Here is a 26332-nt window from a genome sequence, read left to right as displayed (position 1 = left end):
TGGCCTCCTTCGCTTTTTGTCAGACCGGGTAGAGCAGGAGAGGGAGTTTCCGCACGCCTGTCAGGGTGGGGCTGGGCATGAATTGCGGCGCGTCGTCCGGGTCGAGGCGCAGGTGCGGGAAGCGGTCCAGCAGGATGCCGAGCACGACACGGCCCTCCAGCCGGGCCAGCGGCGCGCCGATGCAGAAGTGGATGCCGCGGCCGAAGGCGAGGTGTGGGTTGGGATCGCGCGTGGGGTCGAACACGTGGGGATCGGGGAACTGCCGCGGGTCGCGGTTGGCGGCAGCGACCCAGAGCGTGAGCAACTGGTCGGCGGGCACACGCTGCCCGCCGATCTCGACCTCGGTATTGGTGACCCGATCCACCACCGCGAATGGGGTGAGGAAGCGCAGTGACTCCTCGATCAGCGCGGCAATCGTCGAGCGGTCGGCGCGGGCCTGTGCCCGCGCTTCTGGATACGTGTCCAGGCACAACACCGTGTTGCCGAGCAGCAGCGTGGTGGTGACGTGCCCGGCGACCAGGAGGATGGTGGCGAAGTTCGCCATCTCCTCGTCGCTGAGGCGCTCACCGTCCACCTCCGCTTCGGCGAGCCTGCTGAGCAGGTCGTCCCCCGGCCGGCGTCTGCGCTCTGCGGCGTGCCGGTGGAGATAGCCGGTGAGGAGCCGAACGTTCTCCATCGCGATGTCGGTGGCCCGCTGCTGGTCCGCGTCGGGGTTGAGGGAGGGCTGGTGCGAGCCCTGGAACATCCGGTCCACCCACTGCTTGAACAGGCCTCGCCGAGCTGCTGGGCACGCCCCGCAGCTCGGCGATCCTGGGCTCCAGGTCGGCGACGACTTTCTGGGTGAAGGCGCGGCTGACGAGCTTGCGGAGCTTGCCGTGCTCGGGCCGGTCCGGCGTCCGGCCCCGCAGCCAGAAGTGGCTCTCGTGCGCACCCCACGCTTCCGGGAAGACGGTCATCTGCTACGCCTCCCAGGTCACCGGAAGCTGGTGGACGCCGTAGATCAGCATGTCCGTGCGCAACGGCACCTCCTCTTCCGGTACGGCCAGCCGCAACGTCGGGAATCTGGCGAACAGGGCGGGGTAGGCGATCTGCATCTCGATGCGCGCCAGCTGCTGGCCCAGGCACTGGTGGATGCCATGGCCGAAGGCGACGTGCGCGCCGGCGGAACGGAGCAGGTCCAGCGTGTCCGGATCGGCGAACCGGCCGGGGTCGCGATTGGCGGCCGAAATCGAGACGGTCACCGACTCGCCGGCCTTGATGAGCTGCCCGCCCAGTTCCACGTCCGCCAGGGCGGTGCGGACCGTGAACGGCACCACGCTCAGATAGCGCAGCAGCTCCTCCACGACCCGTTCGGGATCCTCGCGCAGGGCGGCGATCTGGTCACGGTGCTCCATCAGCGCCATCGTGCCCAGAGCGATCATGTTGGCGGTGGTCTCATGCCCCGCGCCCAGCAGCATGAATCCTATGTTCGTCAGCTCCTCGTCCGTCAGATCACTACTGGTCAGGCCGCTGAGCAGGTCGTCGCGCGGCATGGCGCGGCGGGCCGCCACCAACTTCCCCATGAAGCCGGTGAGCGCCAGGTAGGCGCCCAGGGTCTCCTCGTGGGAGGCGCCCACGCGGGCCAGCGCCGCGGAATGGCGCTGGAACTCCTCCCGGTCCTCGTACGGCACCCCGAGCAGCTCGCAGATCACCAGCGAGGGGATCGGCAGAGCCAGCGCCTGCACCAGATCCACCGGCGGTCCCTGCCGCGCCATGGCATCAAGGTAGTCGTCGGTGATCTCGCTGATCCGCGGGCTGAGCGCGCGCATGCGGCGGACCGTGAACTGGCCGATGAGCAGATGCCGGTAGCGCGTGTGCTCGGGAGCGTCGGTCTGGAGGAAGAACCCCGGGGGCGCCGGCCGGGGCTCTGCCGCGATGGTGGCACTGGGGAGCGGGGCGTGCGCCAGCTCCGCCCGGGAACTGAAACGCGGGTCGGACAAGACGGCCCGGACCAGCTCGTAGCCGGTCACCAGCCAGCCGACGTGCCCGTCCGGGTAGGCCAGCCGGCTGACAGCCCCGTTCTGCCGGTGTCGCGCCAGTTCGGCGGGCGGGTCGAAGGGGGTGGGGCGTGTGAGCGGTAACGACGCGGCCACGCTCGGACAATCCGTCATGGAAGGCTCCTTGGGTTGATTCCGCCGGGGTGGTGGGCTGAGGTGCCGTACAGAGGGCGGGCGTTGACACAGCGGCTGAGCACGGTGCCCCGTCCAGCGGGCGCATCGGTAGCAGGACGTGCCACCCAATCGGAAATTACAATACAGCACTGCACTGTATTTGAACTATGACCTATCTCACCTATTTCGATGCAGATGTGTACTGTATTGTAATTCGCCGAGGAGACGATCTTGCCGGGCTCCAGGCAGGTCATCCACCCAATGAGTAGACGGGAATCAGCCATGAGTGCCTACGTACTCGGGTTCCATGACATCGACAAGACGCAGCTAGCCCTGGTCGGAGGCAAGGGTGCCAACCTCGGCGAGCTGTCCGCGATCAGCGGGGTCCGCGTGCCGTACGGGTTCTGTGTCACCACCGACGCCTACCGGGAGGTCGTGGAACGGGATGCGGCGGTCAGCGCGCTGATCGACGGGCTGGCCGGGCTGCGGGCCGATGACCGGCCGGGGATCGCCGCCGCCTGCGCGCGGCTGCGTGCGACCATCGAGGACTTGACCGTGCCCGAAGAGCTCCGGCGCGACATCATCCGGCATCTCCAGGAGGCGGGCGATGAGGACGTGCCCTGCGCGGTGCGCTCCAGCGCCACCGCCGAAGACCTGCCGTCCAGCTCCTTCGCCGGCCAGCAGGACACCTACCTCAACGTCAAGGGCGCCGAGGCGATGATCGACAGCGTGCGGCGATGCTGGGCGTCACTGTTCACCGACCGCGCGGTGTCCTACCGCATCCAGAACGGCTTCGACCACCGCGCCGTCCGGCTATCGGTCGTCGTCCAGCAGATGGTCTTCCCGGAAGGGGCCGGCATCATGTTCACCGCCGACCCGGTCTCCGCCAACCGCACGGTGGTCTCGATCGACGCCGGCTTCGGCCTGGGAGAGGCGTTCGTCTCCGGACTCGTCAACGCCGACAACTACCGGGTCCAAGCCGGGGAGATCATCGACAAGAAGATCGCCACCCAGACGAAGGAACTGCGCGCCTCCCCGTCCGGCGGCACCCAGGAGCAACCGATCGAGCCCGCCCGGCAGAACGCCCAGACGCTCAGCGACAGCCAGATCCTGCAGCTCGAAAGCCTGGGACGGCGAATCGAGGCGCATTTCGGCAAACCCCAGGACATCGAGTGGGCTCTGTACGACGGCACCTTCCACGTGCTGCAGAGCCGCCCCATCACCACGCTCTATCCCGTGCCGCCCTCGCACGACGGCAAGAACCACGTGTACATCTCTTACGGGCACCGGCAGATGATGACCGACGCCTTCGCCCCGCTCGGCCTGTCGTTCTTCGCCCTGCTGCACGACAAGCTGGGCCGCACGGCCGGCGTCGTGGCGGGCAACCGCTTCTACAAGGACGTCTCGTCCGAGCTCACCTCGTCCTGGGCCAGGCCGGCCACCCTCAAGAGCCTCGGCCAGGTCGACGTCCTGATGGCGAATGCCCTGCGTACCGTGCTGAAGCGCAAGGACTTCGTCGCCTCGCTGGCGCACGGCAAGACCTCGATGCTGGACTTCGGCGAGGGCGGCCCTCTGCCGATCGCCCGCCAATACCTCAAACTCTCCCGCGAGGACGACCCCGGCGTCGTGCCCGACCTGATCGCGTACACCGAGAAGACGGTGGAGCGGTGCAGGCAGGGCCTCGCGGGCAAGTCCGGCGACGAGCTGTTCCAGTACATCATCGACGACCACGCCGTGCTGGCCGAGCTCACCTTCGATCCCCGTAGCGTGGCAGCGGCCTTCGTCGGCATCCAGGCGGTCAACTGGGTCAACAAGCACATGGAGACCTGGCTGGGCGTCAAGAACGCCGCCGACGCCGTCGCCCAGTCCGCCGACCACAACGTCGTGGCCGCCATGGGGCTCGACCTGCTGGACGTCGCCGACGTGGTCCGCGAGCACCCAGATGTCATGCGCTACCTGGAGACCGCCGACCGCGACACCTTCTTCACCGGCCTCGCCGAGCTCGAGGGTGGGGCCGCCGTCCGGGACGCCATCCAGGACTACCTGCGCAAGTACGGTATGCACTGCGCCGGCGACATCGACATCACCCGGACCAGGTGGAGCGAGGATCCGACGCTGCTCGTCCCGCTCATCCTCGGCAACATCAAGAACTTCCCGCCCGGCGAGCGCCGCCGCAAGGCGGAGCAGGGGCGCGCCGAGGCCGAACGCAGCATGAACGACCTCCTCGACCGCCTCAGAAAACTCCCCGGCGGCGCCGGCAAGGCCAGGAAGGCGGCCAGGAAGATGAGCCTGATCCGCCACTTCATCGGCTACCGCGAATACTCCAAGCACTCCCTCCTCCTGCGCTACGAGCTCTACAAGCAGGCGCTCATGGCAGAGGCCGCCAAGCTCGTCGGCCGGGGCGTCATCAAGGAGCCCGAGGACGTGTACTTCCTGTCCATCGAGGAGTTCAGGCAGGCGGTCAACACCGGCGAGCTCGACTACTCGATCATCATCCAGCGCAGGGAGGCGCACGAGACATACCAGAATCTCACCCCGCCACGCGTGATCACGTCCGAGGGTGAGGTCATTTCCGGCGAGTACGACCCCGGAACTCTCCCAGAGGGAGCGATGGCCGGCATCGCCGTGTCAGCGGGCGTCGTGGAGGGCCGCGCCCGGGTCATCCGCAGCATGGCCGAGGCCGACGTGGAAGAAGGAGACATCCTCGTGACGGTCTTCACCGACCCGAGCTGGTCCCCCCTGTTCGTCTCCGTCAAGGGGGTCGTGATGGAGGTCGGCGGCGTGATGACGCACGGCGCCGTGGTGGCCCGCGAATACGGCCTCCCCTCCGTCGCCGGAGTGGAGAGAGCCATTGAGCGCATCAAGGACGGACAACGCATCCGGGTGAACGGCAGCGAGGGGTACGTGGAGATCCTGCCGAACCCCGCTTGACCGTGAGGTCCGGGAACGTCTCTTCCGCCTGGGCGCGCGCACCAGCGACCCTCAAGCAGATGGGCTGTCTGCTGGTCCTGTGTTCTATACGGCCCGGCCGGGCGATCCGTCACCTGGCCGCCGACTTCGGGATCGGGCTGCTCACGCTGATCACGTTCGCCGCGACCGTGGTCGTCGCGGCGCTCGTTCCGCTGGGAGTGGGGCTGGTGGCCCTGCCCTCGCTCACGTCCTGGATCCGCAGGTTGGCCTCCTGGCAGCGGCGCAGAATCGCCGAAGTGCTCGGAACGCCGCTGCGCGACGGCTATCAACCTCTGGAGGGTTCGCTGCTGCACCAGGTACGCGTCGCGCTGACAGATCCGGCGACCCCGCGCGACCTCATGTGGCTGGTGGTACACGGCATCGTCGGTACGGCGGCCGGATACCTCGCCGTGGCGCTGCCACTGTTCGCGGTGAACGCCGTCACCGTTCCGCTGTGGTGGCAGGCGGTGCCCGACGCGTCCGTCCTCGGGTACGCGATCGACTCCTGGCCCACCGCGTTGACTGGAGCGCTCGCTGGCGGAGGCGCCCGAACCCGCCCGTCTCCTCGCCGTGCGCGCTCAAGAGGCCGCCTCGGACGCGCTGACCACCTTGCGGAGGGTGGTGCGGACGATCCATCCGCCTGTCCTGACCGAACGCGGCCTCGACGGCGCGGTCACGGCGCTGGCCGCGAGCTCGCCGGTCCCGTGCACCGTCGCGATCGAATCGTTCCGCCGGCTCCCCGCGGCCGTGGAGACGGCCGCGTACTTCGCCATCGCCGAGGCGCTGACCAACCTCGCCAAGCACAGCTGCGCCGCGTCCGCCCAGGTGCGGCTGCGTACCGAAGCCGAGCTCCTGGTCGTGGAGGTCGAGGACGATGGGGGCGGCGGGGCGGGGCGGTTCCTGCTTGGCGCGGGCGCATTTCCTGCCGAAGCAGATCCTGCGCGCCCTCGGCCTGCCGGCCCATGCCGATCGCCATGGTGAACGTCTGAGAGTCACCCGGCGGCGCTGTGCCCTTCGGCGGCGTCCAGGGCGATCGTGCCGGTCGTGGCGCGCAGGGCGAACCCGTGGCGCCACCGCGTCCGCTCCTGCGGCGTGGCCAGCAGGTCGAGGTCGGCGGTGGTAAGGCGCCGCCAGACGCCGCCGGTCTCGGCGTACGAGGTGATCGTGGTGCCGCCCGACAGCACCAGGGCGAGGCGGTCTCCGGGAGCGAGCGACACGCTGGCGTTGTTGGGGTCGTGGCGGAACTCGCCGTTGACCCGCACGTCGATGCCGATCTGCTTGCGGGTGTCGTTGTACCAGGCGCCGACGTAGTTGTTCTCGTCCTTGACCCGGCCGACGAACACGCTGTCCTCTGGCTCACCGGTGGCCGCGAGCTCGCCCAGGGTGATCACGCTGACCGTGTCGCCGGAGGACGGCGCCCCGGGCAGGGCGAACCAGCCGAAGAATGGGACCTTGCCCTCGCCGGTGAGCCTGCCGCCCCCGGCCTTGATCACCGGCATCGCCTCGTCGCCGAAGGGCTGGTAGCCGTCGTAGCCGCCCCCTGCGGCGCCGTCGAAGCCGTCGGCCGCGTCGACCGTCGGGTACGCCGCGATGTCGAACACCGGCCCGGCCGTGGCGGACGAGGTGGCCGCGGTGGGCGTGGCCTTCTTGCCGCCGCCCTTGTCCCCGGCCAGCCAGGAGGGCACGAGCAGGATGCCCGCGGCCGCGGCCACCGCCACCAGCGCGGCCCCGGCCACGAGCAGCGGCCCACGCGAACGCCCGGGCCGCTGCTCGCGCCTGGGCCGCGCGATCGTCCCGTTCAGGGCCGCAGGCGCGACGGGCGGCGCCGCCGACCGGGCGGGCCGCGCCCTGTCGGCGAGCATAGGCTCGGCAGCGTCGCCTGGGCGTGCGGCGCCGTCGCCGGAGGTGAGCTCGCGCAGCAGCTGCTCGGCGGGCGGCCGGTCGGCGGGGCTCTTAGCCAGGCAGGCCGCCACCATCGCGCGCAGCGGCTCGGGCACCCCGGACAGGTCGGGCGGGCTGTGCAGGATGGCATGCAGGATCGCCGGGACGTTGCCGCCGGTGAAGGCCCTGCGCCCGGTCGCCGCGAACACCATGGTGACTGCCCAGGAGAACATGTCCGAGGCGGGCGTGAGCGGCTGGTCGCCGAGCTGCTCCGGCGACATGTAGGCCGGGGTGCCGGCAAGGTGATTGGTGGTGGTCATGGCGTCGAGGGTGCGGGCGATGCCGAAATCGATCACGACCGGGCCCTCGGGGCCGAGGATCACGTTACCCGGCTTGAAGTCGCGGTGTACGATCCCGGCGCGGTGGATCGAGGCGAGGGCGGTCAGCGTACTGATCGCCAACCGGTCCAGCCCGCCTCCGGTGCGCGGCCCGTCGCCACGCACCAGGGCGTCCAGCGACGGGCCGGGGACGTACTCGCTGACGATGTACGGCTGCTCGCCCAGCATCCCAGTGCCGATCACCCGCGCCGTGCAGAACGGCGCGACGCTGGCGGCGACCTCCGCCTCACGCATGAACCGGCGCCGGGCCTCCGGATCGTCGGCGAGCCGCCCGTGCAGCACCTTGATCGCCACTCGCCCCCCGGCGGGCGACTCCGCCAGGTAGACCGCACCCTGTCCGCCTTCGCCGAGCAGCCGTACGACCCGATGCCCCCCGATACGTCCCGGGACGCCTAAGCCCACCTGAGAGTCCGTCACGACTCACCCCCGCCACCTCGCGACGATCTCACGTCACGCCCAGGCTATCCCGCACGGTCTGCCCACCGGCTGCGAATGCGGACCTCCAGGCGATCTTCTCGGCCCGCGGTCCGGCCGGTCGCGGTCATGCGGGCCGTGGCCGGCCGTCGCCCGCCTGATCGGGCTCGCCGAACGGGACGACGGAACGGCCGCGACTACGAGATACTCCAGCCGTTCCTCCAGCTCGACCGCACGATGCACACCCTGATCGACGCCGAAGTGCCGCGGGCGCACCTCGACCCCCTGATCGTCTCCGAGCTGCTCACCGACCTCGTCCACCTGACGGAGGTGATCAGACCCTGAGCCGGACGACCGCGGCGCGGTGTACGGCCGGTTTCGATGTCTTGAGACACCTCAGGGGGCGATCAGGGCTCCATGACCACCTTGATCGCACCGGCTCCGCGGTCGGCCGCGACGCGGAACGCTTCCCGAGCCTCGTGGAGCGGGAACCGGTGGGTGATGATCGTCTGCACGATTTCGGGTTTCTTGGCCAACATGGAGGCTACTTCCTCGACTTCGCGGATCCCCTCGTGCCTGCCGTAGGCGATGCTGTTGATGTAGGACAGTTCCTTGACCAAGCTCACGGTCCCCGGGATCGGCATCGTCGTCCGGTACACGCCTAAGGAGATGATCCGGCCTCCCGGTCGTGCGGCGTCCGCCGATCGAGCCAGGCTCGGCTCACTGCCGGCCGCGTCTATCACCACGTCGTAAGTCCCGCTCGGCCGGCCGAATCCCAGTCGCTCGGCTGCGGTCAGCTGATGGCTGTGCCGGGTGTCCACATCGACGTCTAATCCTTGGTGCTGGGCCGCCGCGGCTGCCAGGAGCCCGATCGACCCCCCACCGACCACGAGAATGCGCTCTCCTGGCTGCGCCTGTGCGCGGCGCACCGCGTGCCAGGCGACGGCGCCGGGTTCGATCAAGCATGCGTCTTTCACATCCAGTTGCGGGGGCAGAGCCAACAACGTGTATTCCGGCACCACGACCGCTTCGGCCAGGCCGCCATCACGGTAAATCCCGAGATTTCCGTGGCCGGCTTCAGTGCACCGCTGTGGGTTACCGGAGCGGCATTCCGCGCATTCCCCACCGTAGATGGTTGGTTCGACGAAATAGCGGTTGCCGGCGTCGTCGACTCCGGCGAACTCGTGCCCATAGATGAATCCGGTCACGCCGGCACCGACGAACATGACATCGGTGCCGCAGATTCCCGAAGCGGTCACAGAGAGCCGGACCCCTGCTCCACCAGGCTCATCGACCTCGACAGTGCGGATGCCGTCGTCGGTGTTCATCACAGCGCGCATTTATTTTCCTCCCACTTCGGTACGGCATCTTGGTCTTGCCGTATCCGTCCTATGCGTTCAACCGGCGTGTGCGAGCTGTCCGTGGTGGCCGGCGGACCAGCGATCGCGGCGAGCCGGCCGATGATCGCAGCAGCGCCTTGGCGCGGGGCAGGAAGACCTCGCCCGCCTCGGTCAACCGGGTGCCGTGCGGGGTGCGGTCCAGCAGGCGGACGCCAAGTTGCCGCTCCAGGCCGCGAATCTGGCGGCTCAAGGAGGGCTGGTGACGTGGAGAGCTTCGGCGGCGCGGCCGAAGTGCCGGTGCTCGGCGATGACCGTGAAATAGCGCATCAGCCGTAGGCCCAGATCCGGCGCCAACTCGGACATGATTGCAGCATAGCTCCGCGGTTGGCCTCGGGTGATGCCTCAAACGTATGAGGATGCCGCACAAGCTTTGGACTTCGCGCACCCGACATTCCGACGACGGGGATAATCCAAATCCGCAGGAGTTTTCGCGCGTGTCTTCGTTACCGGCGCGACCGAATTCATCAGTTCCGCCGTTGGAAAAGAGCTGGTCAGTGGGTACGGCGGGGCGGCGCGAGGTGGGTGGCGGCGCTGCGCCGGAGTTGGTGTCAGAGGCTCGGCGGCCTGAATCTTCCGTATTCCGGTGGCACCCGAAGAACGCGAACACACTGCCCGGGGGAATCAGCTTCCGGCAGGTCTGCCCAAGGCGCGCAGCTTCTCCTCGCCGCCATGGGGGAGTGAACCTGTCTCGATCACGGTGCCCCGCTGCTGTGGTGGAGAATCATTGGCCTGGGGGTGCAGGTGTTCTCATCGGCAGTTCTTGGCCGGCGGTGAGCAGAATTGGACCTCGGGGTAGCGCGGGGAGGGCTTGTCGAGCAGGGGTTGCGGCTTGCCGCGCAGGTGCAGGTCGAGGAAGGCTGCGACGTACTTGCGGGTGATGTCCATCGAGCGGGTTTCCTTCAGGCCGCCGCCGAGGTCCGCGCCGAGCTGCTGGATCAGCATGTCGTAGTCGGTGAAGGACGGGTGCAACGCCCCCTTCACCACCAGCCATCGTTTCCACCCGGTCATGTGCTGCCAGTCACGTTTCCATGTGTCGTCCTTGCCTTCGGGGGTGTGCAGCTTCGGCTCGCCCATGAGCATGAACGGTCGTGCCAGTCCGCTGTAGGGGATCGGGAGGAAGAATCTGCCGTCCATGTTGATCCCGGCGCGCACTCGGGAGTCCTTCAGCATGGTCTCGGGGGCGGCGGCCCCTCCGAGGGACTGGCCCGCCATCGCGATCCGGGCCGGATTGATCAGGGAAGCACCCTTCCACTTGGGGTGTGGCCCGGTCAGCTGGTCGAGCACGAAGGAGATGTCGATCGCCCTGCTCCGGATCATCTTTCGGCCGAAGTCGTCGGGGTGGGCGTTGTCGTCGGGTTCGATCTCGCAGGCGGCGCAGGTGGTGACACGTCCGTCGGGGAAGGTGGTGGCGAAGTTCTCGTAGGTGTGGTCGATGCTCGCCACCACGTACCCTCTGCTGGCCAGGTCCTCGGCCAGAGCCGTGAGCGAACTGCGCAGCCAGGTGAAGCCGGGCGACAGCACCACGAGCGGCAGGCTGCGCCGGCGTCCGGTCGGCTCGGCGTCGGCGAAGGCGTTCGTCCGCGTCCGGCTCAACGCCGTGGGCGGTATCTTCTCCAGTTCCGGCTTCGCCACGCCCTTCAGGAGCAGCTCCGACTCCTTGGGCGTGACGTACGGCGCGCGCTGTCCGTCGCGCGCGGCCGTCGGGTACCACAGGGAGACCATGAGCTCCCGCGTCTTGGCGGAGGGAACCCACGGGTCGGGGCGGGAGGTGTCGGTCAGGTGCAGAGATGTCGTGCCGACCCGGTGAGGGCCGGTCGGCTTGGGGAGATACGGCGTGCTGGGTGCCGCGGCAGCGGCCGAGGCTGGTGCCCAGAAGGTGGAGGCCGTGAGGGCGAGCAGTCCTGCGACGGCGGCCAGAAGTACCGGCTTTCTTCGCGCCGGGAAAGGGATGTCATGTGCCATGGAGTTGATCTTGCGGCTCAGGATCGGCGGCGGCATCGGCCGAAGGGACCGTTGCCGCCGTTTCCCAGCCGTACTTTCAACTGATTCCAGGCGGGGACGGAGGTGATCATGGCTGGCTTGCGGGGTTTCGTGTGGGCCCGCATATGACCCAACGGCGCGCGGAGTGGGCCAGGCGGCCTGCGGTGAGGGGGAAGCTCAGCTGATGTCTACGACACCGGCCGTCTCACCGACAGGTAGACCTGAACAACTCCGCTCGAAACCGTCCGGAACAAGGTGTCGTCCCACGGGTCAGCATGTGTCCGCGAGCCGACAGTGGAGCCCGTTCAGGGGTTGCATCGAGGGCCGATCGGTGAACGGCGGTGCCAGGGGAGTCGTCATGGCTCCCCGGAACCGGACTGATCTTGTGTGGTGGCTCGAGTGCGGGACGCATGGCGCTCAGAAGGATCCGGAGTGATGTGGAACGGGTTCCGGCGTCAGCCGGGGCGTTGCCCGGCCTTGTCGACGACAGCGGCCTTGATCAGGGCGTCGGAGGCCAGCACCGCCGCGTTGTCGGCCAGGTCCTGGGCGTTCGCCACCGGGCGCAGCCGCAGCTCGGTGACGGCGGCGGAGGCCGCGCCTGGGGGACCCTCGACGCCCTTTCCCGAGTGACGTTCGGAGCTTCCCGAGTGACGTCCGGGACGACCGTCGTGGCCACGGCGAGCAGCGCGGCGGCGGCCGCCCCGGCCAGGCTCAGCCCCGCACCGGCCGGATGCGGCGGGCCCGCCGACGCCTGCTCCCGCGCATGTGACCCGCCAGGCGGGACCGGGCTGCGCCGATGGACTCCGGAGCGGCCCCCGGCAGCGCGTCGTGATAGCGGCGCAGCTCCTGCAGTTCCCACCTCCGCGTAGCTGAGGTCGGCGCAGGCCGCGAGCATCAGCGCGTCGCGGTCGCCCCGGGACAGGCTCTCCAGGCCGCGTGCCAGCCGAGGGCTGAGCTGCTCGGCGGTCACCCGGTCGGTGACCCGGTCGGCGTGGCCCTCCACGTCGTCGCGGGCAGGCGAGCGGCTGAGGGCCCGGTAGAGGTGGAGCTCGCCGCGGCGATGACGGCCAATGAGATTGGTGGCGATGCCGTACAGCCAGACCTTGGCCTCCGGGCGGGTCAGGTCGTAGCGGTCGCGCTGGTCGAACGCACTTCGGCCGGTTCATCGGGCGAGGGCGACCGCCTAGCCTGAACGACGTGAAGGTCCGGCTGACCAGGGCGCTGCCCCTGGTGATGGCCACTCTCAGGCCAGGAAAACCCAGGGCTTCGGGCGTTTCCCAGCGCAACCGCAGGTGAACGCCGAGTTCGACTACGTCCGCGTCTACCGCGGTAAGTGATCGGTTGCACGCCGTATCTGAAATTATGCGGCGTTTCACGGCGCATTGACCCAAGAGTGAACACGCGGAAAAGCCGCCGCATAGGATGGATTTCCGCGCACACTAAGGAACCTCCACGGGGGCCTCTACATGGGGACATTGCGCATCCATTTCACGGCGGACGATCTGGCGCGGACCACCCTGGCCGCGACCTCCGATCCGCTCTGGGAGGTGGTGCTCAGCCACTTTCGGCTCAGGGAGCGAAGCCGGCGCCCAGTTTTCCGATCGTGGACGGACGCCATCCGCTCCCGGCCCGAGCGGATGGCGCCGCTGAAAACGGGCGCCCGCCTGCTTGATGTGCTCGCGCCGATGGGCCCTTACTGGCCCGATTTCCTCACCCCACATGAATCGAAGGACGGTCTGGACAGCGGGCTGGACGCGCTGATGTCCACGCCTCGCGCCCGATTACGTGACGAGTTGGAGCGGCTGGCACAACATCGCCGCCTGCCGGGCTGGGTCGGCAGCATCGCCGCCGGCGACGCGGAGATGCTGACCCGCGTGGGGGCGGCAATACGCTCCTATTACGGCGCCGCCATCGCGCCGCACCACTCCCTGATCCATTCGGCCGTGGCCGCCGACCACGCCCAGCGGGCACGTGACTTGCTGGAGCACGGTACGGAAGGCCTGCTGACCGGTATGAGCACGCTCATGCGGTGGCAGTCCCCGGTGCTGGAAGTGTCCTACGACCTCGACGCCGAGCTGCATCTGCAAGGGCGCGGGCTGAAGCTGGTCCCGTCGTACTTCTGCCAGCGCGCCCCTGTGGCGCTGGCGGATCCGGAGCTTCCTCCCGTGCTCATCTATCCCGTCGAGCAGCGATACCGGTGGACCACGGCGACAGCGGCGGGGCGCGCCGTGGAGGCGCTGCTGGGCAGGACCCGCGCGGCCGTGCTGTCCAGCCTCGCCATGTCCGGGACGACCACCACCGAGCTGGCCAGGACGCTGCAGATCTCCCCCGCATCCGCGAGCCGGCAGACGACTGTCCTGCGCGAGGCAGGACTGATCGTTACGGTACGGGACGGCACTTCCGTCCTTCACACGATCACTCCTCTCGGCGTGGCACTGCTCGAGGGCAGGCCGCTGTTGAACACGCCATGATCAGTCGGCTTGGCACGCCGGGACGCCTTCACCGGCGTGAGGTCGTCTCCCCGCGGACCGTGCCCTCGCCCGTGTCGACACCGGCGATGTCCCCGCCTTCGCCGGTGTCCACAGAAGCGAACTCGTAGTGCTGTCGCCGAGCCGAGCAGGGCCCCGGCAGAGCGTACTGGCGGGGTCCTGCTGTGACTCGGGAATGGTGTCAGGCTCACCGAACGCCGGAGATCGTGAAATTCACTGACGACCTACAAAGGAGGGTCATAGACCCAGCCATCCCCATAATCCCCGTCCCCGCATATCCAGGAACTAGGGGACCCCGACTCGAATCGGTAGCACGCTATGTAACGTTCCTGAGCGACAAGGTCAGGAACCATCGGTGTGTTGATCTGGACCATAGTGCCCATGAAGCTGAACGCCTTGTGATAGAACTGTGCGTTGTACCAGCCTTGTTGCTGACTCCAGCGTTGGCGCGTGATGGCTATGCGCCCATCGCCGCATTGGACGGTCGGGCAGCGGTCGATGTTCATCCTGGTCCAGCGCGTGCTGCAGCCGCTCGAATGGATCATGTACATTCCGTAGTGTGGGTCTACCCCCTCGGCCCATTCATCGGTGTTGGGAACCATCGACCTGCCGTAGCAGCCCTGGGCGACCGGATCCAGGCCGTTGCAGGTGGCGCCATTGCACGCGGCATAGGCGGGAGCGGCGGGCAGCACCACTATCAGGCCGCCGGCGAGTGCCAGTATGAGCCCGAGCAGGATCGAGCGGGACCGTCGTCTTGGTTTCATGTACTGATCTCCTTTCGTTCGCCTGGTGACCAGGCCGCTATTGGTCGATTTCTGGTCGGCGCAGGACGTCCATGAGGGCGTTGGCATAGAACGTGGTGCCATTCAGGTTCGGGTGGAACGATTGCGAGGACAGCCCCAGGCGCCACTGCGAGTGCGGACACTCGTCGATCCAGGAAAAGCGCTCGACGTAATCGCACAACTCGGCGTCCGGGTTCTCGCCCGGGGTGAAGGTCTTGATGACGAAGTTGATTCCGGACGGGTCGCCGCACAGTGCTTTTTCGTCGAAGTATGTGCGGGGATCGGCGAACCAGACCGGCGTGCCAAAGTTGCGCATACTGACGGCCAGCGCGTCCATCCGCTCGGCCAAGTTGTCGGCCATGTCGTTCAGCCATGCCGTCTCGTCGGCACTGACGCCGAGGGCCAGGGTCCGGTCCAGGAAGGGAATCCACACGTCGACATTCAGGCAGCCGCCGTTGTCGGAGATGAGCCGGGGATAGCCCATGAGGATGATCTTCGCGTTGGGTGCCCTGGTGTGAATCTGTTCCAGCACCGTCTTGACCGACGGAATGACCTGTTCGTCAATCCGCCTCGGTAAGACCTCGCTCAGCGGGCCGCTGGTGTCCTCCATCGTGGTGGACGGGCAGTTGCCGTTTTTCAGGCAGTGCAGCACGACCGCGATCCATTCGGCATCGTTGCCGCCGATCGACAGGGTGACCAGGGTGGTGTTCTGGTCGAGGAATCCTGATTCGATCTGCGGCACCTCGGTGTTGGTGTCGCGCTGGCTGGTGGACCCCTCGCCCCATGCGTTCTCGGTGCCGTAGGCAAGCAGGTTCTCGGTCTGCGCGCCGGAGCAGGCGACCATGTGGTAGTCGAGGTCGTTGTCCAGGTTTGTCTCCCGGCCTCCGATCAGCCATTCGGGCTGGTCATTGAGGGTTGCCTTGCGCGACCATGCCCACTTGGAGCGGTGGCAGGCGTTCTGATTGCCCTCCTCGCTGTGGCCGCTCATGTCAGTCTCACGGTCGTAGTCCGTGCCGTCTTCGTACTCGGTGACCGCTCCCTCGCCAGTGGAGAACGAGTCGCCGAGTGCGACCACGAAGTTCTTCGGCTTGCGCGGGAGCGGCTGGATCGCCACCGCGTCCCAGGCGATGTTGTGCTGGCCGGACCAGCCCTTCGTGCCTTCCCCGCTCCGCGTCAGGTTGCTGAGGCTGATCTCGGGAATGCCGTTGAAGTCGAAGACGCCGAGCGACACCCACCTGTGGCGTTGCTGTTCCCAATGCGACTTGGCGTTGATGGTGCGGGTCACCGTCTTGTCCCCAGGCGCGTTCGCTCCCCGATAGATCGAGTACGTCGCCTGCTGGGTCTCTGAGCCGTGGTCGGGCACATGCACCAGCACCCGGGCCCATTTGTTGGTCAGCGCGAAGTCGAGCTTCCAGGTGCCCGTGACTCTGAAGTCCTGAGAGAATGCGGCCGCCCGGGTGTGCGTGAACCAGAAGTGCCCGTTGAACCCGCCGCCGATCTGGTGGAAGTCGATTTTCGACCTGTACTGGCCGGTCGAGTCCGGGGCGAAGTCGAAGCTGAAGCTGCCCGCGTCGGCCGGCCCTGGGTAGCATCCGCGCGGCTGCACCATTCCGTAGGGGACGTCATCGATGATGTAGGAGCCCTCCGGCAGACCGGCCAGCGAGCAGTTCGGCTTGTACCACTCGTTCCAGTCGGCCGGTTCCGCGGCTCCGGAATTGAAGGTCATGGTCTCTTGGCCGCACGAGACGTACTGTTTCGTAGTGTCGCCCGGCAACGTCCCAAGGCAGTTCGGCTTGTAGACGACCGCTCTGTTCCACCAGCAGCGCGAGTCGGCGTCCAGGCACGGGCTGGTCTGGCCGGGGTCGCAGTGGTTGGACTGGTCGCAGAACAGGGTCCGGGGTGGCTTGACCTGTGTCCTGAAGTAGGCGTGGGTCCACCAGGCCTGCGCGTAGCCCTGGTGCCAGGTGCCGGCGAACGGATTTTCCTTGATGATCGGAAATGCCGCCCAGCCCATGACCTTCTCGGGGTATGGCCAACGTTGCGGATGAGCTGCGTCCTCCGGGCTGCCGCCACCGCTGGGACCGTTCAGGAAGGGAGTTCGGTCCGCCGGATACTCCGGGTTGATGGGGTTGTTGAGCCAGCCCAGCCCCCAGTTGCCGCGGCCGTCATGGCAGGTGGGTGACGGCTGGCAGCCGGTCGTGTTGCCGTATTCGGCGTCCCGCGGCTGCATCCCGGTGTTGTAGGCCCACAAGGCGGCGAACCAGTTCTCGATCCACTTCGGATTACCGCTGTTGATCCGGATGTTCGCCTGCCACGTCTGGTTGTACTTCTCCTCCAGAATCTGCAGGCCCGCGGCGATGTTCGACGCATAGTCCACCGCGATCGCCTGCTTCTCCGCCCAGGTCCGGCTGGTGTCGGACAGCCGCATCTTGTCGGTCACCTGCGCCGCGCCGTACCCGCAGTCGGACTCGTCCCAGTTGATCGCCCAGGTCGCAGAATTGTCCTCGTTGACCAAGCCATAGAAGTTGCCGATCAGCGGGTTGCCGTACACGCCCTCCAGGACGTGCGGGGACGCCTGCCACATGTTGGACTCCTGCGCCAGAACTCCAAGCATGATCTGGGCGGGCACCCGGTGGTCCGTTCCGGTGACCAGCTTCCTCCGCGGGAACATCCCCTGTGGTGACCAGGCCGGCAGGCCGGACTCTTTCCAGTCCGCCGGGCGCTGGATCGTCAACGCGCCCTGCACCGCCAGGTTCGCCGCCCATTCCACCTGCCGCCAATGCGGCTGGTAGACCTGCGTGCCAACATCGTTACGGGCGATCGCGCAGCCACGGACAGGATCGGTGGTGACGCCCCCGTAGTCGGCCAGCGGCCCGATCCCGGACGTGGCCTTCGCGCCCCGTGCCGGGCTCGGGATGCGGCCCTGAGCTATCGACCTGCTCGTCCGCGTACCGGGAAGAACCTGGAAGTCGAGCTGCTTGCCGGTCTTGGTGACGGTCGCCTTCAGGCTTACCGGCTGGACGGTCCGGGGCTCCGCCGGGGACGTCGGCGAGATCGTACGCCCCTGGGCATCGCGCGCGATCGTGTGCGTCACCGACGCCTCTCCATGGGTGGAGACCTCGGCTCGTGCGGGAACGCTCAGCTGCCGTACCGCGGCAGGCAGCTGACCAGTGCTGGACGGCGTACCGGTCAGGAACACCTGACCGCCGGTGCCCGCGGCCAAGCCCACCTCGCCCAGCGGCCCACGGGCCAGTTCCCGGACCTCGCCTCCACCGAGGTGCTTGGCCACTGTAGTGGTGTCCCCGTGCGCCTCCAGGAAAGACACCCCTCCATCGATGTCAGGACGGATGGAGAAGGCCGGACCGTGAGTACGGGCCAGGGTGCGGCGACCGCCACTTGCGTCGACCTCTTCCAACCCGGCCCCGCCCGCCGCGACCACCCGGTCTCCCACCGGAATCGCCGAGGTCACCTGACCCTTCAGCTCATGGCTGCGAACCTCCCGGCCCTGCGCGGTGTCATACACCACCACTCGTGTCTTGCCGTAGTCCGAGAGCCCCGACTGGGTCAGAACCGCGCTTTCCCCTGTGCCACAACCGGGGTTGTAATATGCCAGCGAAACGGTCCGCTTCAGCTTCCGCACCTTGCCGGACGCCACATCGACGGTCGCGGCGAACCCACCCCTGCTGAACAGCCTCTCCCGGTTGGTGAACTGCCTCGGCGCGTACACGACCACCGCGCGCTTGCCCGATCCGGTCAAGCACATGTTTCCGATCCATCGGTCCGTCTCGAACCCTGGCTCCGCGAGCGTCGCCAGAGTCCGCCAGGTATAGCCGGTCCGAGCCTCGGCGACCAGCAGATGGAACCCAGTCGGATCACCGGAAGTCGTCCATAACATGTCGCCTGACGAGCGCCAGCCAGACGACAGCAAGGCATCCCGGTCTTTCGGAGCCACCGATGGACGCTCGGCGAAAAGCGGTGCCGATGGCTGCTGCCGCCGAGGCGTCTCCGCCGATACTGCCTCCGTCCGCATGACACCTGTGACAAGCATGCTCATGGCCGCTACGGCCATCAGGCATGACAAAGACTTTCTGCTGCTGGGTCCAAACATCGTGGCTCCTTCGTGGAAAACCGCGATGCCAGAATGAGGGGAGCCGTCATAAGCCCTTCATAGATCTGTCATGACTGCCCCCCGTCGCCTATGCTTGGCGGACCTCTCTGAGGACGGCCAGAACCCGCGCGTGCCAGACGGGCGAGCCGAGAGCCTCGAAAATCCGGGCCGCCTGCTCCAGATGCGGGACGGCTTCGTCGTACTCGTGGCGGCGGCGCTGGAGTTGGCCCAGGGCCAGCCGGATGCGTGCCTCCAGCCGGCCCTTGCCCACCCGTTCGGTCAGAACGAGCGCACGATCGAGCAGTTCGAGGGCCGCTGCCAGAGCCTCTTCGCGGAGTCTGATGAGGCCCATTCCGTGCAGTGCGCCGGCCTCACCACGCAGGTCGCCGACTCGTACGGCCACCGTGTGCATCTTGAGGAACATCCCCTCCGCGCGCTCGATGTCGTCCAATCCGAGGTACGACTCGCCCAGCCAGCACAGTGCCTCTGCGTGTGCGCGCGGATTGCCCATGTGGCTCTGCTTAAGGGCTCGCTCCAGATAGGGCAGCGCCTCCTTGTACCTGCCGGCCTCGGCCAGCACCTGGCCGAGCGAACGCAGAACGAACGCCTCGGCTCCGCGATCCCCGATCCTGCGAAGCGTTTCGAGCGCCTCGGCGTGCCGTGCGACAGCGGCGTCGTATCGGCCGCGCATGCCGTCGATGTGCGCGACCATCGGGAGCGTCAGCGCCAGGCCATGGTCGTCGCCGAGGTCCTGGAAGATGCCAAGAGCCTCGGCCAGCACCTCGTCAGCGTGCGCGTAACGGTGCCGGTATGTGTCCAGCCATCCCAGCCCGGTGAGCATCGCGGCCGTTCCCCGCTGGTCGCCGATCAGTCGCGTGACCGCCAGCGAACGGGTGAGGGTACTCTCCCAGTCGTCGTAGTGGCCCCGGATCAGGAAGAGCGAGACCGCGGTGGCCGACAAGTCCCAACACAGCTCGCCGAAAGCTGCGTTGGATTCGGGCGCATCGAGCACCATGTCCGCGGCCTGCCGGACAGTCGCCACTATGTTCAGGCGCTCCGTCTCATACCAAGTCAGCGGATCGGAGTCGACCGTGTTCGCCAGGCGCTCCAGGACCTGAGGCCATCGTGGCGCCGAGCTGTGCAGGATCGCGAAGTCGCCACCGTACAGGGCCCGGTGCGCGCGTTCCACCAGAACCATCCAGGCTCCCAGCACGCGGGTGACCGCGGCTGTGCGCTCCGCGGGAGTCTCCTCCTCCGCCCGCTCCCGAGCGTACAGCCGAACCAGGTCATGGAACCGGTAGCGCACCTGTCCGGCGGCATCGGGCCCTGTCACGTCGAGCATCTGGGCATCGACCAGCCGGTCGAGGAGGTCTTCCGCCGCCGGGACGCCCGTGTCCAGCAGCGCTGCGCAGACCCAGCTGGTGAAGTCCGGCGCTCTCAGCATCCCCAGCAGATGGAACAGGCGCCGTGCTCCGTGGTCAAGGTGTCGGTAGCCGAGCGAGAGGCTGGCCCGGACCTCCAGATCGCGGTGAGCGAGCTCGTCCAGTCTGCGCCGTTCGTCCGCCAGCCGCCCCACCATCCGCTCCAGCGTCCAGTGCGGCCGGGCAGCCAGCCGCGCCCCCGCGATGCGCAGCGCGAGCGGCAGCCGGCCGCAGAGTCCGACGAGCTCCCCAGCGGCGGTCGCCCCGGCGGGCACGCGGTCCGTTCCGACGATCCGGGCCACCATGCCGACCGCGTCCTCAGGGGCCAGCACATCCAGTCCGACCTGTCGCGCGCCGGACAGGCCGGTCAGCCTCGACCTGCTGGTCACCAGCGCCGCATTACCCGGGCTGCCTGGAAGTAACAGCCGGACCTGGCCCTCGTCAGCGGCGTTGTCCAGCAGCACGAGCATGCGCCGGTCTGCGAGGCGCTCTCGGAAGATCTCGGCTCGCTCCTCGGCGCCCTCGGGGATCTCTGTGCTCGGCACGCCCAGCGCGCGCAGGAACCGAGCCAGCACTTCGGCCGGATCGGCACGCTGATCACTCGTCCCGCCGAGGTTCACGTAGAGCTGGCCGTCCGGGCACACATCCCGCAGCCGGTGGGCCATGTGCACCGCGAGCGCGGTCTTGCCCACCCCGGCTGTCCCGGAGATTGTCACGATCGTCAGCGCGTTGCCCGCCTGCCCGCGCCGGAAGAGCGCTTCGAGATCCCGCGTGATCCCGTCCCGGCCAGTGAATTCCGGCACGTCCGGCGGCAACTGGCAGGGCCGTGACGCCTTGGACGTGGCTCGGCCGCGCGATGGCTCCAGTGCCTTGTCGCTGGTGAGGATCGTCGCTTCGAGCTGGCGCAGTTCGGGCCCTGGATCCAAGCCCAGCTCAGCCACCAACGTCTCACGGGCCCTCCGGCAGACCGCCAGCGCATCCCCCCTGCGGCCGTCCCGGTAGAGCGCGAGCACCAGCTGCGTCCATAACCGCTCGCGCAGCGGATGCTCCCGTGTCAGGGTCGTGAGCTCTGCGATCAGCTCGTGATGCCTGCCCTGCCGCAGCTCCAGCTCGAGACATTCCTCCAGCACCGAGACGCGCTGCTCCTCTAATCGGACCGCTTCGCTCCAGACGTGCTCGCCGTCGAACTCCGCCAGGGCCTTTCCCCGCCACAGGGACAACGCACTGCGCAGCTTCGCCGAGGCGAGTTCCAGACTTCCCTCCCTGGCCGCGCGGCGCCCTTTGGCGACGAGATCCGCGAAGGTGAGCGCGTCAAGTTCGGCGTCATCTGCGCAGAGGAGATAACCACCCGGCTGGGTCTGGATCACCTGGGCCGGGGCACCGCTCTCGATGAGGACACGGCGCAGCCGACCGACGCTGTTCTGCATCTGCCTTCGCGCCGTGGCGTGCGCATCGGACTTCCAGATCATCTCGACGAGCGTTTCGAGTGAGACCAGCCGATTGGCGCGTACCAACAGCAAGGCGAGCACTTCCCGTTGCCTGCGACCATTGATGTGCACTAATCGGTTCCCGACCGCGACCTCCAGCGGTCCCAGCACACGAAACTGCACTACCTCGGACACCCCGTCACCGGCCCGCAACCGGCCGGTGACGAGAGTCGGCCCAGCAGCATTCAATGCCCCTCCAGATGGGCTTGAGGTTTCATGCTGTCTCGGGGATGGTTGCCGTGTCGTTGGTGATGCGTGCCAGATTTCTTGCTGATGTGTGCCGAGGGAAGCCCGTGAGGGTAGCGCCTGGCGTCGGTAGTCGGCAGGGGAGATGCCATAGGCAGCGCGAAAAGCTCGGGTGAAGTGCGCGTGGCTGGGGAAGCCCCAGCGGCCGGCAATGGCGTGGACGGGGTGGTCACGCAGTGCTGGATCGATGAAGTCGTGCCGGCATCGTTCCAGTCGTTGGGCGCGGATCCAGGCTGCGATGGTCATGTTCTGGTTGGCGAACAACCGGTGCAGAGCGCGGAGGGAGATATTGTGCGCAGCCGCGATCGTCTCGGGTGACAAAGCGGGATCGCCGAGGTGATGCCGGACGAACGAGCGAATCTGGATCATCAAGGTCCGGTGCTGTGCGTCCGTTCCTTCGACGCCGGAGAACTCAGCCTGGTGAAGGAGCAAAGTGGTCAGCAGGTCCAGGAATGTGTACGACAAACGTAGGCCGTCGGCTGGATGGTAAGCGTGGACGTCCCTGGCTAATTGGCGCATCATCCCGGTCACCAGTGTGCCAATGCCGTCCTGGCCAGGCAGGCGGCAGCCGATGAACGGGGCGACGATGCGCGGAGAGATCGGCAACAGGTTTCGAGGAAAGGTCGCCATGATCCACTCATTGGTCACGGCCCCGGATCCCCGCCAGCCGGCGAACGGGCTGGATGTGTCATACAGAGCCAGATCTCCGGGCGTGAGTTCGGCGTGCTGACGTTCGTGGACAACGCCGCTGTGGCCGCGGAGATTAAGTACCAGTCGGTACGCCTCGGGGTCTGATTGGCGGATCAGCTGCTGCGTCCTGCGGAATCGGTACGGGGCACGGCAGGCGATGGACGCCATTGACACATCGCCGAGTTCCGCGGACTGCCACATGGCCCAAAAGTCGCGCGACGGGGCGGAGCCGCAGTCGACGAAGACAGGAACCGGCACGTCCTTGACCGCCTCCTGATAACGATCAAGGCGCTCGGAAGGGGGGAAGTCATCGGTGCAGATCAGCATTGGTATCTCCCAGCGCAAACAGATGTCGCATCGCGGGAACCAGGCCACAATCAGCGTCGCGCTCGGCGAGCCCTCCTCGCCCCGCTCATAACCTCGGGCACGTCTTTCTTGCAGTTTCCTCAGCATCGGGGGAGAACGAGAACCTGCCCTGGTGGTGGATGAAGAAGCCTCCGGTCCAGGGCTCCCAGGGGCCGGCGGAGGGCCCCGGAGGGGCCGCCGCGAGATTCTGGTCCGCTTCCGTCACGCGGACGGCCCACGTGCTGCGTGGATGGATGGTCACCGACATTCCGTGAGTCCCTCGTTCCGGCCGACTCGGATCGCTACGCAGCCTCGTCCACGCCGGGGGGCGCGTCCAGCTTTTACGCGTCAGCGTAAAAGCTGCGGTCAGAAACGGTTCGCGGTCGCATCGAGGGCCGTGACCAGCAGGTTTTCGGCACAGCGTAAAAGCTTTGTGCCCGTCCGCGACGGGGTGCGGTAATTCCCGTACCCCAACCAAAGAAGGAGCCGAACATGCTCAGACGTCTCCCCTTATTCATGGCCACCGCAGTCGTCGCGGCGACCGTCGCAGGAGTCTCGCCGGCGGCGAGCAGCACGACGACGGCACTCGCCTGCTCCGGCACCTCGTGCAATGGCAAGAACCCCAGCACGCAAGGCTGCTCGGCCACCGCCACCCCGCGCGAAAGCTTCCTGCACGGGGGGAGATACACGGTCCAGCTTCGATACGCCTCCGCCTGCCGCTCGTTTTGGGGGCGTATCGTGCGCGACGACTGCGACCTCATCCAAGGATTCGCGCATCTACGCGTGCAGCGCCGGCAATGGACCACCTACGGCTGGTACACCACGCACACGTATTACCGGATACAGTCGGAGATTCCGTGTAACGGTGGCGTCGGATACACGTACATGGTGGCGACGCGAACGACGACAACTTCAGGGCATGCCACTCCGGGCAAATCACCACGTCACCGTCGGCGATCCCTGAAAGCTCGTGGACCTGCACCACCTGGTACTAGCAGTAGTCCGTTGAATCAAGGTGGGCGGTAAAGGTGTAGGCCTTGGCCTGCGCGAACGGCGTCGAGAAGGGCTTGTAACTCAGGCGGTGGGGGCGCTTTCCACCAGCGTGTGAGCGCGATGGCGGGGTCAGCCAACTGCGGACGTTGTGGGGCCGGCTGGGTGTGTGTGGTGCCGATGGGGCGGTTTGCGGTGGCTGGGATGTCGGGCGGCTGCTCCTCTCAAGGTTGTGGTCCGGGTGGGGAGGCGGGATCGGGCGGGTCGGCGAACCAGGTCGCCCAGCAGAAGGTGAACGCGCACAAGACCAGGGTTTGGTGACGGCGGATGGCCAGGCCGGAGCGGACCTGGAAGTCAGCCTAACCAAACTCGTCCTTGACCTGCTTGTAGCCCTGTTCGACCCAGTGCCGCAGACCGTAGAGGCGGACCAGCTCGGCCTCATCGGCGGGCGGGTGCGGAGACTCAGCCACGCGTGGGCCGCCGGGGCGGGGCAGGTTGGTGGCCAGGTAGCAGGTGGCCTTGTCCGGCAGGGTGGCCGGGTCGAGGGTGGCGATCACCAGCCGGGTGGTCCCATCAGGTCCCCAAACCCCAGACTCGCCTCGGCCGCCCACCAGGTCTCGGCATGCCCATACCTGCTCCACAAGATCCCGATGTGGCAGACACGAATCGCCGAGCTCCCCGAAGATCTCCAACGCAAGCTCTTCGCCCGCCGATCGCAAGCGCCTGTGCCGAAGATTCGATGCGCGCCCCCGGCGGGATTCGAACCTGCGGCACCCGCTTAGTACAGCGGGTCCGCCCGGAAGGCTTCGAGCAGGTGGGCCCGCACCCTGGCCACGGCGGGCCTGGCCTGGGCGCCGGAGCGGACGGCGAGGTATCCGGTGTTGATCGGCGGTTCCTCCGGGTCGGCCAGCGTGACCAGGGTGCCTGCGGCCAGGTCGCGGCGGCACAGGTAGGCGGGCAGGACGGAGATGCCCATGCCCGCCCTGACCGCGGCGAGCACGCCGCGCAGGTCGGGGATGACGACCTGCGCAGTCATCGCGGGCCGCCTGCCGAACACGGTCCGCCAGTAGCGCCGCACGATCGGCAGATCCTCGGCATAGGCCACCAACGGCACCCCCGCCACCGCATTCACGCCGGTTGTCGTGCCGGCCGCCGAAGGCACGCTGGCCCTGGCTCCGGAGTCCGCAGGCAGTGGTGCCCGGGCCTCCGGCGGGACCGTCTGTCGACCGGTGCCCGCCGTCCGCGGTGCATCCGGGGCGAAGGACGGGGGCGGGGTGGGCATGGTGTGGGCTGGAGAGGCGGCGGCGGTCAATGTGGTGGCGAGGGACGGGGCGGCGACCAGGAGGAACTCCTCGTCGTAGATCGGGTCCGCCTGGACACCGCGCAGACGGGGGCGGATGGTGGACACCACCAGGTCCAGGCGTCCGGCGGCCAGGTCCGCCAGGAGGTCGTCGGACAGGCCGAGCGTCGTGCGCAGCCGGAGTCCGTTCCGTACGAGCGGCGCGAGCATCGGCATCACCACCTCGCACAGGAACTCGGCCGGTCCGCCCAGATGGACGGCCGAGTCCGTGGGCAGCTCGGACTCCACCACCTCGTCCAGCGCGTCCAGCGAGGCCGCCACCCGGCGGGCGAGCTCGTCGGCGGCGGGCGTGGGCGCGACGCCGCGCGGCAGCCGGTCGAACAGCGGCCGGTCCAGCGCCGACTCCAGCGCCTTGACCTGCGCGGTCACCGCCGGCTGCGACAGGCCGAGCGTTTGGGCGGCGGCGGTGATGGAGCCGGTCCTGTGTACGGCGAGGAAGGTCCGGAGCAGGTCGAGAGAGATGGGCGACATATCAATATTCTGATGACACGTGGCCCGTCTGGTTATTTGTCGCTGATGGCTGCCCGGAGCGATGCTGGGAGGCATGAGCAAGCGCATATTGATCGTTCTGACCAGCCACGACGACCTCGGCGGCGTGGAGAAGACCGGATACTACGTGCCTGAGGCGGCCCACCCCTGGGAGATCTTCCTGCGCGCCGGGTACGAGGTGGATGTCGCCAGCGTGCGCGGTGGCCGGCCGCCGCAGGACGGGTTCGACCCCGACGACCCGGCCCAGGTGGCGTTCCTCGCCGCGCCCGAGGCGAGTGACACCGCCCGCCTGGCCGACGTGGACGCCTCCGGCTACGACGCCGTCTTCTACGCCGGAGGACACGGCACCATGTGGGACTTCCCCGACGATCCCGACGTGATCCGGATCGGACGTGAGGTGTACGAGCGGGGCGGCGTGGTGGCCGCCGTCTGCCACGGCCCGTCCGCGCTGGTCAACCTGAGCCTGTCCGATGGGACGTACCTGGTGGAGGGCAAGCGGGTGGCGGCGTTCACCAACGCCGAGGAGGAACTCCGGGGCGTGACCCACGTGGTGCCGTTCCTGCTGGCGGACGCGCTGACCGGGCGGGGCGCCAAGCATGAGCCGGGCCCGGACTGGCAGGCCCAGGTCGTCGTGGACGGCCGTCTCGCCACCGGCCAGAACCCCGCCAGCGCCGCCCCGCTCGCCGAACGCGTCGTCGAGCTCCTCACCTGACGCCCGGCCCGCGGAGGGCAACATCGCCGGGTGGCGGTTGT

The 26332-nt window shown here is 67.9% G+C and carries 15 protein-coding genes and 4 pseudogenes; 7 read left to right on the top strand and 12 right to left on the bottom strand.

Going from position 1 to position 26332, the window contains the following annotated elements:
- Window positions 1–19: 19 nt before the first annotated feature.
- Together ACTMTI_RS08980 and ACTMTI_RS08975 are read right to left on the bottom strand one after the other, a co-directional pair.
- Window positions 20–745 carry a cytochrome P450 gene (locus ACTMTI_RS08980; RefSeq protein ID WP_441119551.1) on the bottom strand — a complete coding sequence of 242 codons (726 nt, stop codon included), beginning with the start codon at window positions 743–745 and terminating at the stop codon, window positions 20–22.
- A gap of 214 nt (window positions 746–959) precedes the next feature.
- Window positions 960–2150, bottom strand: a complete 1191-nt coding sequence (locus ACTMTI_RS08975) for a cytochrome P450 (RefSeq protein WP_441119443.1) — start codon at window positions 2148–2150, stop codon at window positions 960–962.
- A 282-nt stretch (window positions 2151–2432) separates the two neighbouring features.
- Between ACTMTI_RS08975 and rph the strand changes: the two genes are divergently transcribed.
- From rph to ACTMTI_RS08960, 3 genes and pseudogenes are all read left to right on the top strand, one after another.
- Window positions 2433–5081 (top strand): rifamycin-inactivating phosphotransferase, encoded by a 2649-nt coding sequence (rph, locus tag ACTMTI_RS08970; protein ID WP_441119441.1) that lies wholly within the window; start codon window positions 2433–2435, stop codon window positions 5079–5081.
- Between the two features lie 59 nt (window positions 5082–5140).
- Window positions 5141–5578: pseudogene (locus ACTMTI_RS08965) on the top strand (sensor domain-containing protein); the annotation flags it as partial.
- Window positions 5579–5669: 91 nt separating this feature from the next.
- A complete protein-coding gene (locus tag ACTMTI_RS08960; RefSeq protein ID WP_441119559.1) occupies window positions 5670–6080 on the top strand; it encodes a sensor histidine kinase in 411 nt (136 codons plus the stop codon).
- A gap of 11 nt (window positions 6081–6091) precedes the next feature.
- Here ACTMTI_RS08960 and ACTMTI_RS08955 read toward each other — a convergent pair whose 3' ends face one another.
- Window positions 6092–7795 carry a serine/threonine-protein kinase gene (locus ACTMTI_RS08955; protein WP_441119439.1) on the bottom strand — a complete coding sequence of 568 codons (1704 nt, stop codon included), beginning with the start codon at window positions 7793–7795 and terminating at the stop codon, window positions 6092–6094.
- A gap of 126 nt (window positions 7796–7921) precedes the next feature.
- On the opposite strand from ACTMTI_RS08955, the gene ACTMTI_RS08950 reads away from it, so the two are divergent.
- Window positions 7922–8137, top strand: a complete 216-nt coding sequence (locus ACTMTI_RS08950) for a hypothetical protein (protein ID WP_441119437.1) — start codon at window positions 7922–7924, stop codon at window positions 8135–8137.
- Between the two features lie 62 nt (window positions 8138–8199).
- On the opposite strand, the gene ACTMTI_RS08945 is transcribed toward ACTMTI_RS08950, so the two are convergent.
- The 3 genes and pseudogenes from ACTMTI_RS08945 to ACTMTI_RS08935 all read right to left on the bottom strand — a co-directional run bounded on the left by ACTMTI_RS08945 (window position 8200) and on the right by ACTMTI_RS08935 (window position 11154).
- Window positions 8200–9132 carry a zinc-dependent alcohol dehydrogenase gene (locus tag ACTMTI_RS08945; protein WP_441119435.1) on the bottom strand — a complete coding sequence of 311 codons (933 nt, stop codon included), beginning with the start codon at window positions 9130–9132 and terminating at the stop codon, window positions 8200–8202.
- 49 nt (window positions 9133–9181) lie between these two features.
- Window positions 9182–9459 (bottom strand): annotated as a pseudogene (locus ACTMTI_RS08940) (LysR family transcriptional regulator).
- Between the two features lie 480 nt (window positions 9460–9939).
- On the bottom strand, window positions 9940–11154 hold the full coding sequence (locus ACTMTI_RS08935; protein WP_441119433.1) for an alpha/beta hydrolase family protein: 1215 nt from the start codon (window positions 11152–11154) through the stop codon (window positions 9940–9942).
- A gap of 1484 nt (window positions 11155–12638) precedes the next feature.
- Here ACTMTI_RS08935 and ACTMTI_RS08930 point away from each other — a divergent pair.
- On the top strand, window positions 12639–13643 hold the full coding sequence (locus tag ACTMTI_RS08930; RefSeq protein ID WP_441119431.1) for an ArsR/SmtB family transcription factor: 1005 nt from the start codon (window positions 12639–12641) through the stop codon (window positions 13641–13643).
- Window positions 13644–13885: 242 nt separating this feature from the next.
- Here ACTMTI_RS08930 and ACTMTI_RS08925 read toward each other — a convergent pair whose 3' ends face one another.
- The 3 genes from ACTMTI_RS08925 to ACTMTI_RS08915 all read right to left on the bottom strand — a co-directional run bounded on the left by ACTMTI_RS08925 (window position 13886) and on the right by ACTMTI_RS08915 (window position 22722).
- The gene (locus ACTMTI_RS08925) at window positions 13886–14425 is read right to left on the bottom strand and encodes a hypothetical protein (RefSeq protein ID WP_441119429.1); all 540 of its coding nucleotides are present in this window, start codon (window positions 14423–14425) and stop codon (window positions 13886–13888) included.
- Window positions 14426–14462: 37 nt separating this feature from the next.
- Entirely contained in the window at window positions 14463–18206 is a 3744-nt protein-coding gene (locus ACTMTI_RS08920) for an SGNH/GDSL hydrolase family protein (protein ID WP_441119427.1), read from the bottom strand.
- A gap of 433 nt (window positions 18207–18639) precedes the next feature.
- The gene (locus ACTMTI_RS08915) at window positions 18640–22722 is read right to left on the bottom strand and encodes a BTAD domain-containing putative transcriptional regulator (protein ID WP_441119426.1); all 4083 of its coding nucleotides are present in this window, start codon (window positions 22720–22722) and stop codon (window positions 18640–18642) included.
- Window positions 22723–23232: 510 nt separating this feature from the next.
- On the opposite strand from ACTMTI_RS08915, the gene ACTMTI_RS08910 reads away from it, so the two are divergent.
- The gene (locus ACTMTI_RS08910) at window positions 23233–23766 is read left to right on the top strand and encodes a DUF2690 domain-containing protein (protein ID WP_441119424.1); all 534 of its coding nucleotides are present in this window, start codon (window positions 23233–23235) and stop codon (window positions 23764–23766) included.
- Between the two features lie 323 nt (window positions 23767–24089).
- Here ACTMTI_RS08910 and ACTMTI_RS08905 read toward each other — a convergent pair whose 3' ends face one another.
- From ACTMTI_RS08905 to ACTMTI_RS08895, 3 genes and pseudogenes are all read right to left on the bottom strand, one after another.
- A complete protein-coding gene (locus tag ACTMTI_RS08905) occupies window positions 24090–24287 on the bottom strand; it encodes a hypothetical protein (protein ID WP_441119422.1) in 198 nt (65 codons plus the stop codon).
- 187 nt (window positions 24288–24474) lie between these two features.
- A pseudogene (locus tag ACTMTI_RS08900) lies at window positions 24475–24572 on the bottom strand.
- Window positions 24573–24589: 17 nt separating this feature from the next.
- Window positions 24590–25561 (bottom strand): annotated as a pseudogene (locus tag ACTMTI_RS08895) (LysR family transcriptional regulator); the annotation flags it as partial.
- Between the two features lie 73 nt (window positions 25562–25634).
- On the opposite strand from ACTMTI_RS08895, the gene ACTMTI_RS08890 reads away from it, so the two are divergent.
- Complete coding sequence (locus ACTMTI_RS08890) at window positions 25635–26291, top strand: type 1 glutamine amidotransferase domain-containing protein (protein WP_441119420.1); 657 nt, start codon at window positions 25635–25637, stop codon at window positions 26289–26291.
- The last annotated feature ends 41 nt before the right edge of the window (window positions 26292–26332 follow it).

The sequence above is a fragment of the Nonomuraea sp. H19 genome (assembly GCF_052068215.1).
Lineage (GTDB): Bacteria > Actinomycetota > Actinomycetes > Streptosporangiales > Streptosporangiaceae > Nonomuraea.
This window is presented reverse-complemented; position numbering and strand designations above follow the sequence as displayed.

What these genes read in the sequence shown, in the direction of transcription:
- ACTMTI_RS08915 (WP_441119426.1), bottom strand. Translation starts at nt 22,722, where the DNA reads ATGCTGATCTGCACCGATGACTTCCCCCCTTCCGAGCGCCTTGATCGT.
- ACTMTI_RS08935 (WP_441119433.1), bottom strand. Translation starts at nt 11,154, where the DNA reads ATGGCACATGACATCCCTTTCCCGGCGCGAAGAAAGCCGGTACTTCTG.
- ACTMTI_RS08925 (WP_441119429.1), bottom strand. Translation starts at nt 14,425, where the DNA reads ATGAAACCAAGACGACGGTCCCGCTCGATCCTGCTCGGGCTCATACTG.
- ACTMTI_RS08930 (WP_441119431.1), top strand. Translation starts at nt 12,639, where the DNA reads ATGGGGACATTGCGCATCCATTTCACGGCGGACGATCTGGCGCGGACC.
- ACTMTI_RS08980 (WP_441119551.1), bottom strand. Translation starts at nt 745, where the DNA reads ATGTTCCAGGGCTCGCACCAGCCCTCCCTCAACCCCGACGCGGACCAG.
- rph (WP_441119441.1), top strand. Translation starts at nt 2,433, where the DNA reads ATGAGTGCCTACGTACTCGGGTTCCATGACATCGACAAGACGCAGCTA.
- ACTMTI_RS08945 (WP_441119435.1), bottom strand. Translation starts at nt 9,132, where the DNA reads ATGCGCGCTGTGATGAACACCGACGACGGCATCCGCACTGTCGAGGTC.
- ACTMTI_RS08920 (WP_441119427.1), bottom strand. Translation starts at nt 18,206, where the DNA reads ATGTGCTTGACCGGATCGGGCAAGCGCGCGGTGGTCGTGTACGCGCCG.
- ACTMTI_RS08910 (WP_441119424.1), top strand. Translation starts at nt 23,233, where the DNA reads ATGCTCAGACGTCTCCCCTTATTCATGGCCACCGCAGTCGTCGCGGCG.
- ACTMTI_RS08975 (WP_441119443.1), bottom strand. Translation starts at nt 2,150, where the DNA reads ATGACGGATTGTCCGAGCGTGGCCGCGTCGTTACCGCTCACACGCCCC.
- ACTMTI_RS08950 (WP_441119437.1), top strand. Translation starts at nt 7,922, where the DNA reads ATGCGGGCCGTGGCCGGCCGTCGCCCGCCTGATCGGGCTCGCCGAACG.
- ACTMTI_RS08890 (WP_441119420.1), top strand. Translation starts at nt 25,635, where the DNA reads ATGAGCAAGCGCATATTGATCGTTCTGACCAGCCACGACGACCTCGGC.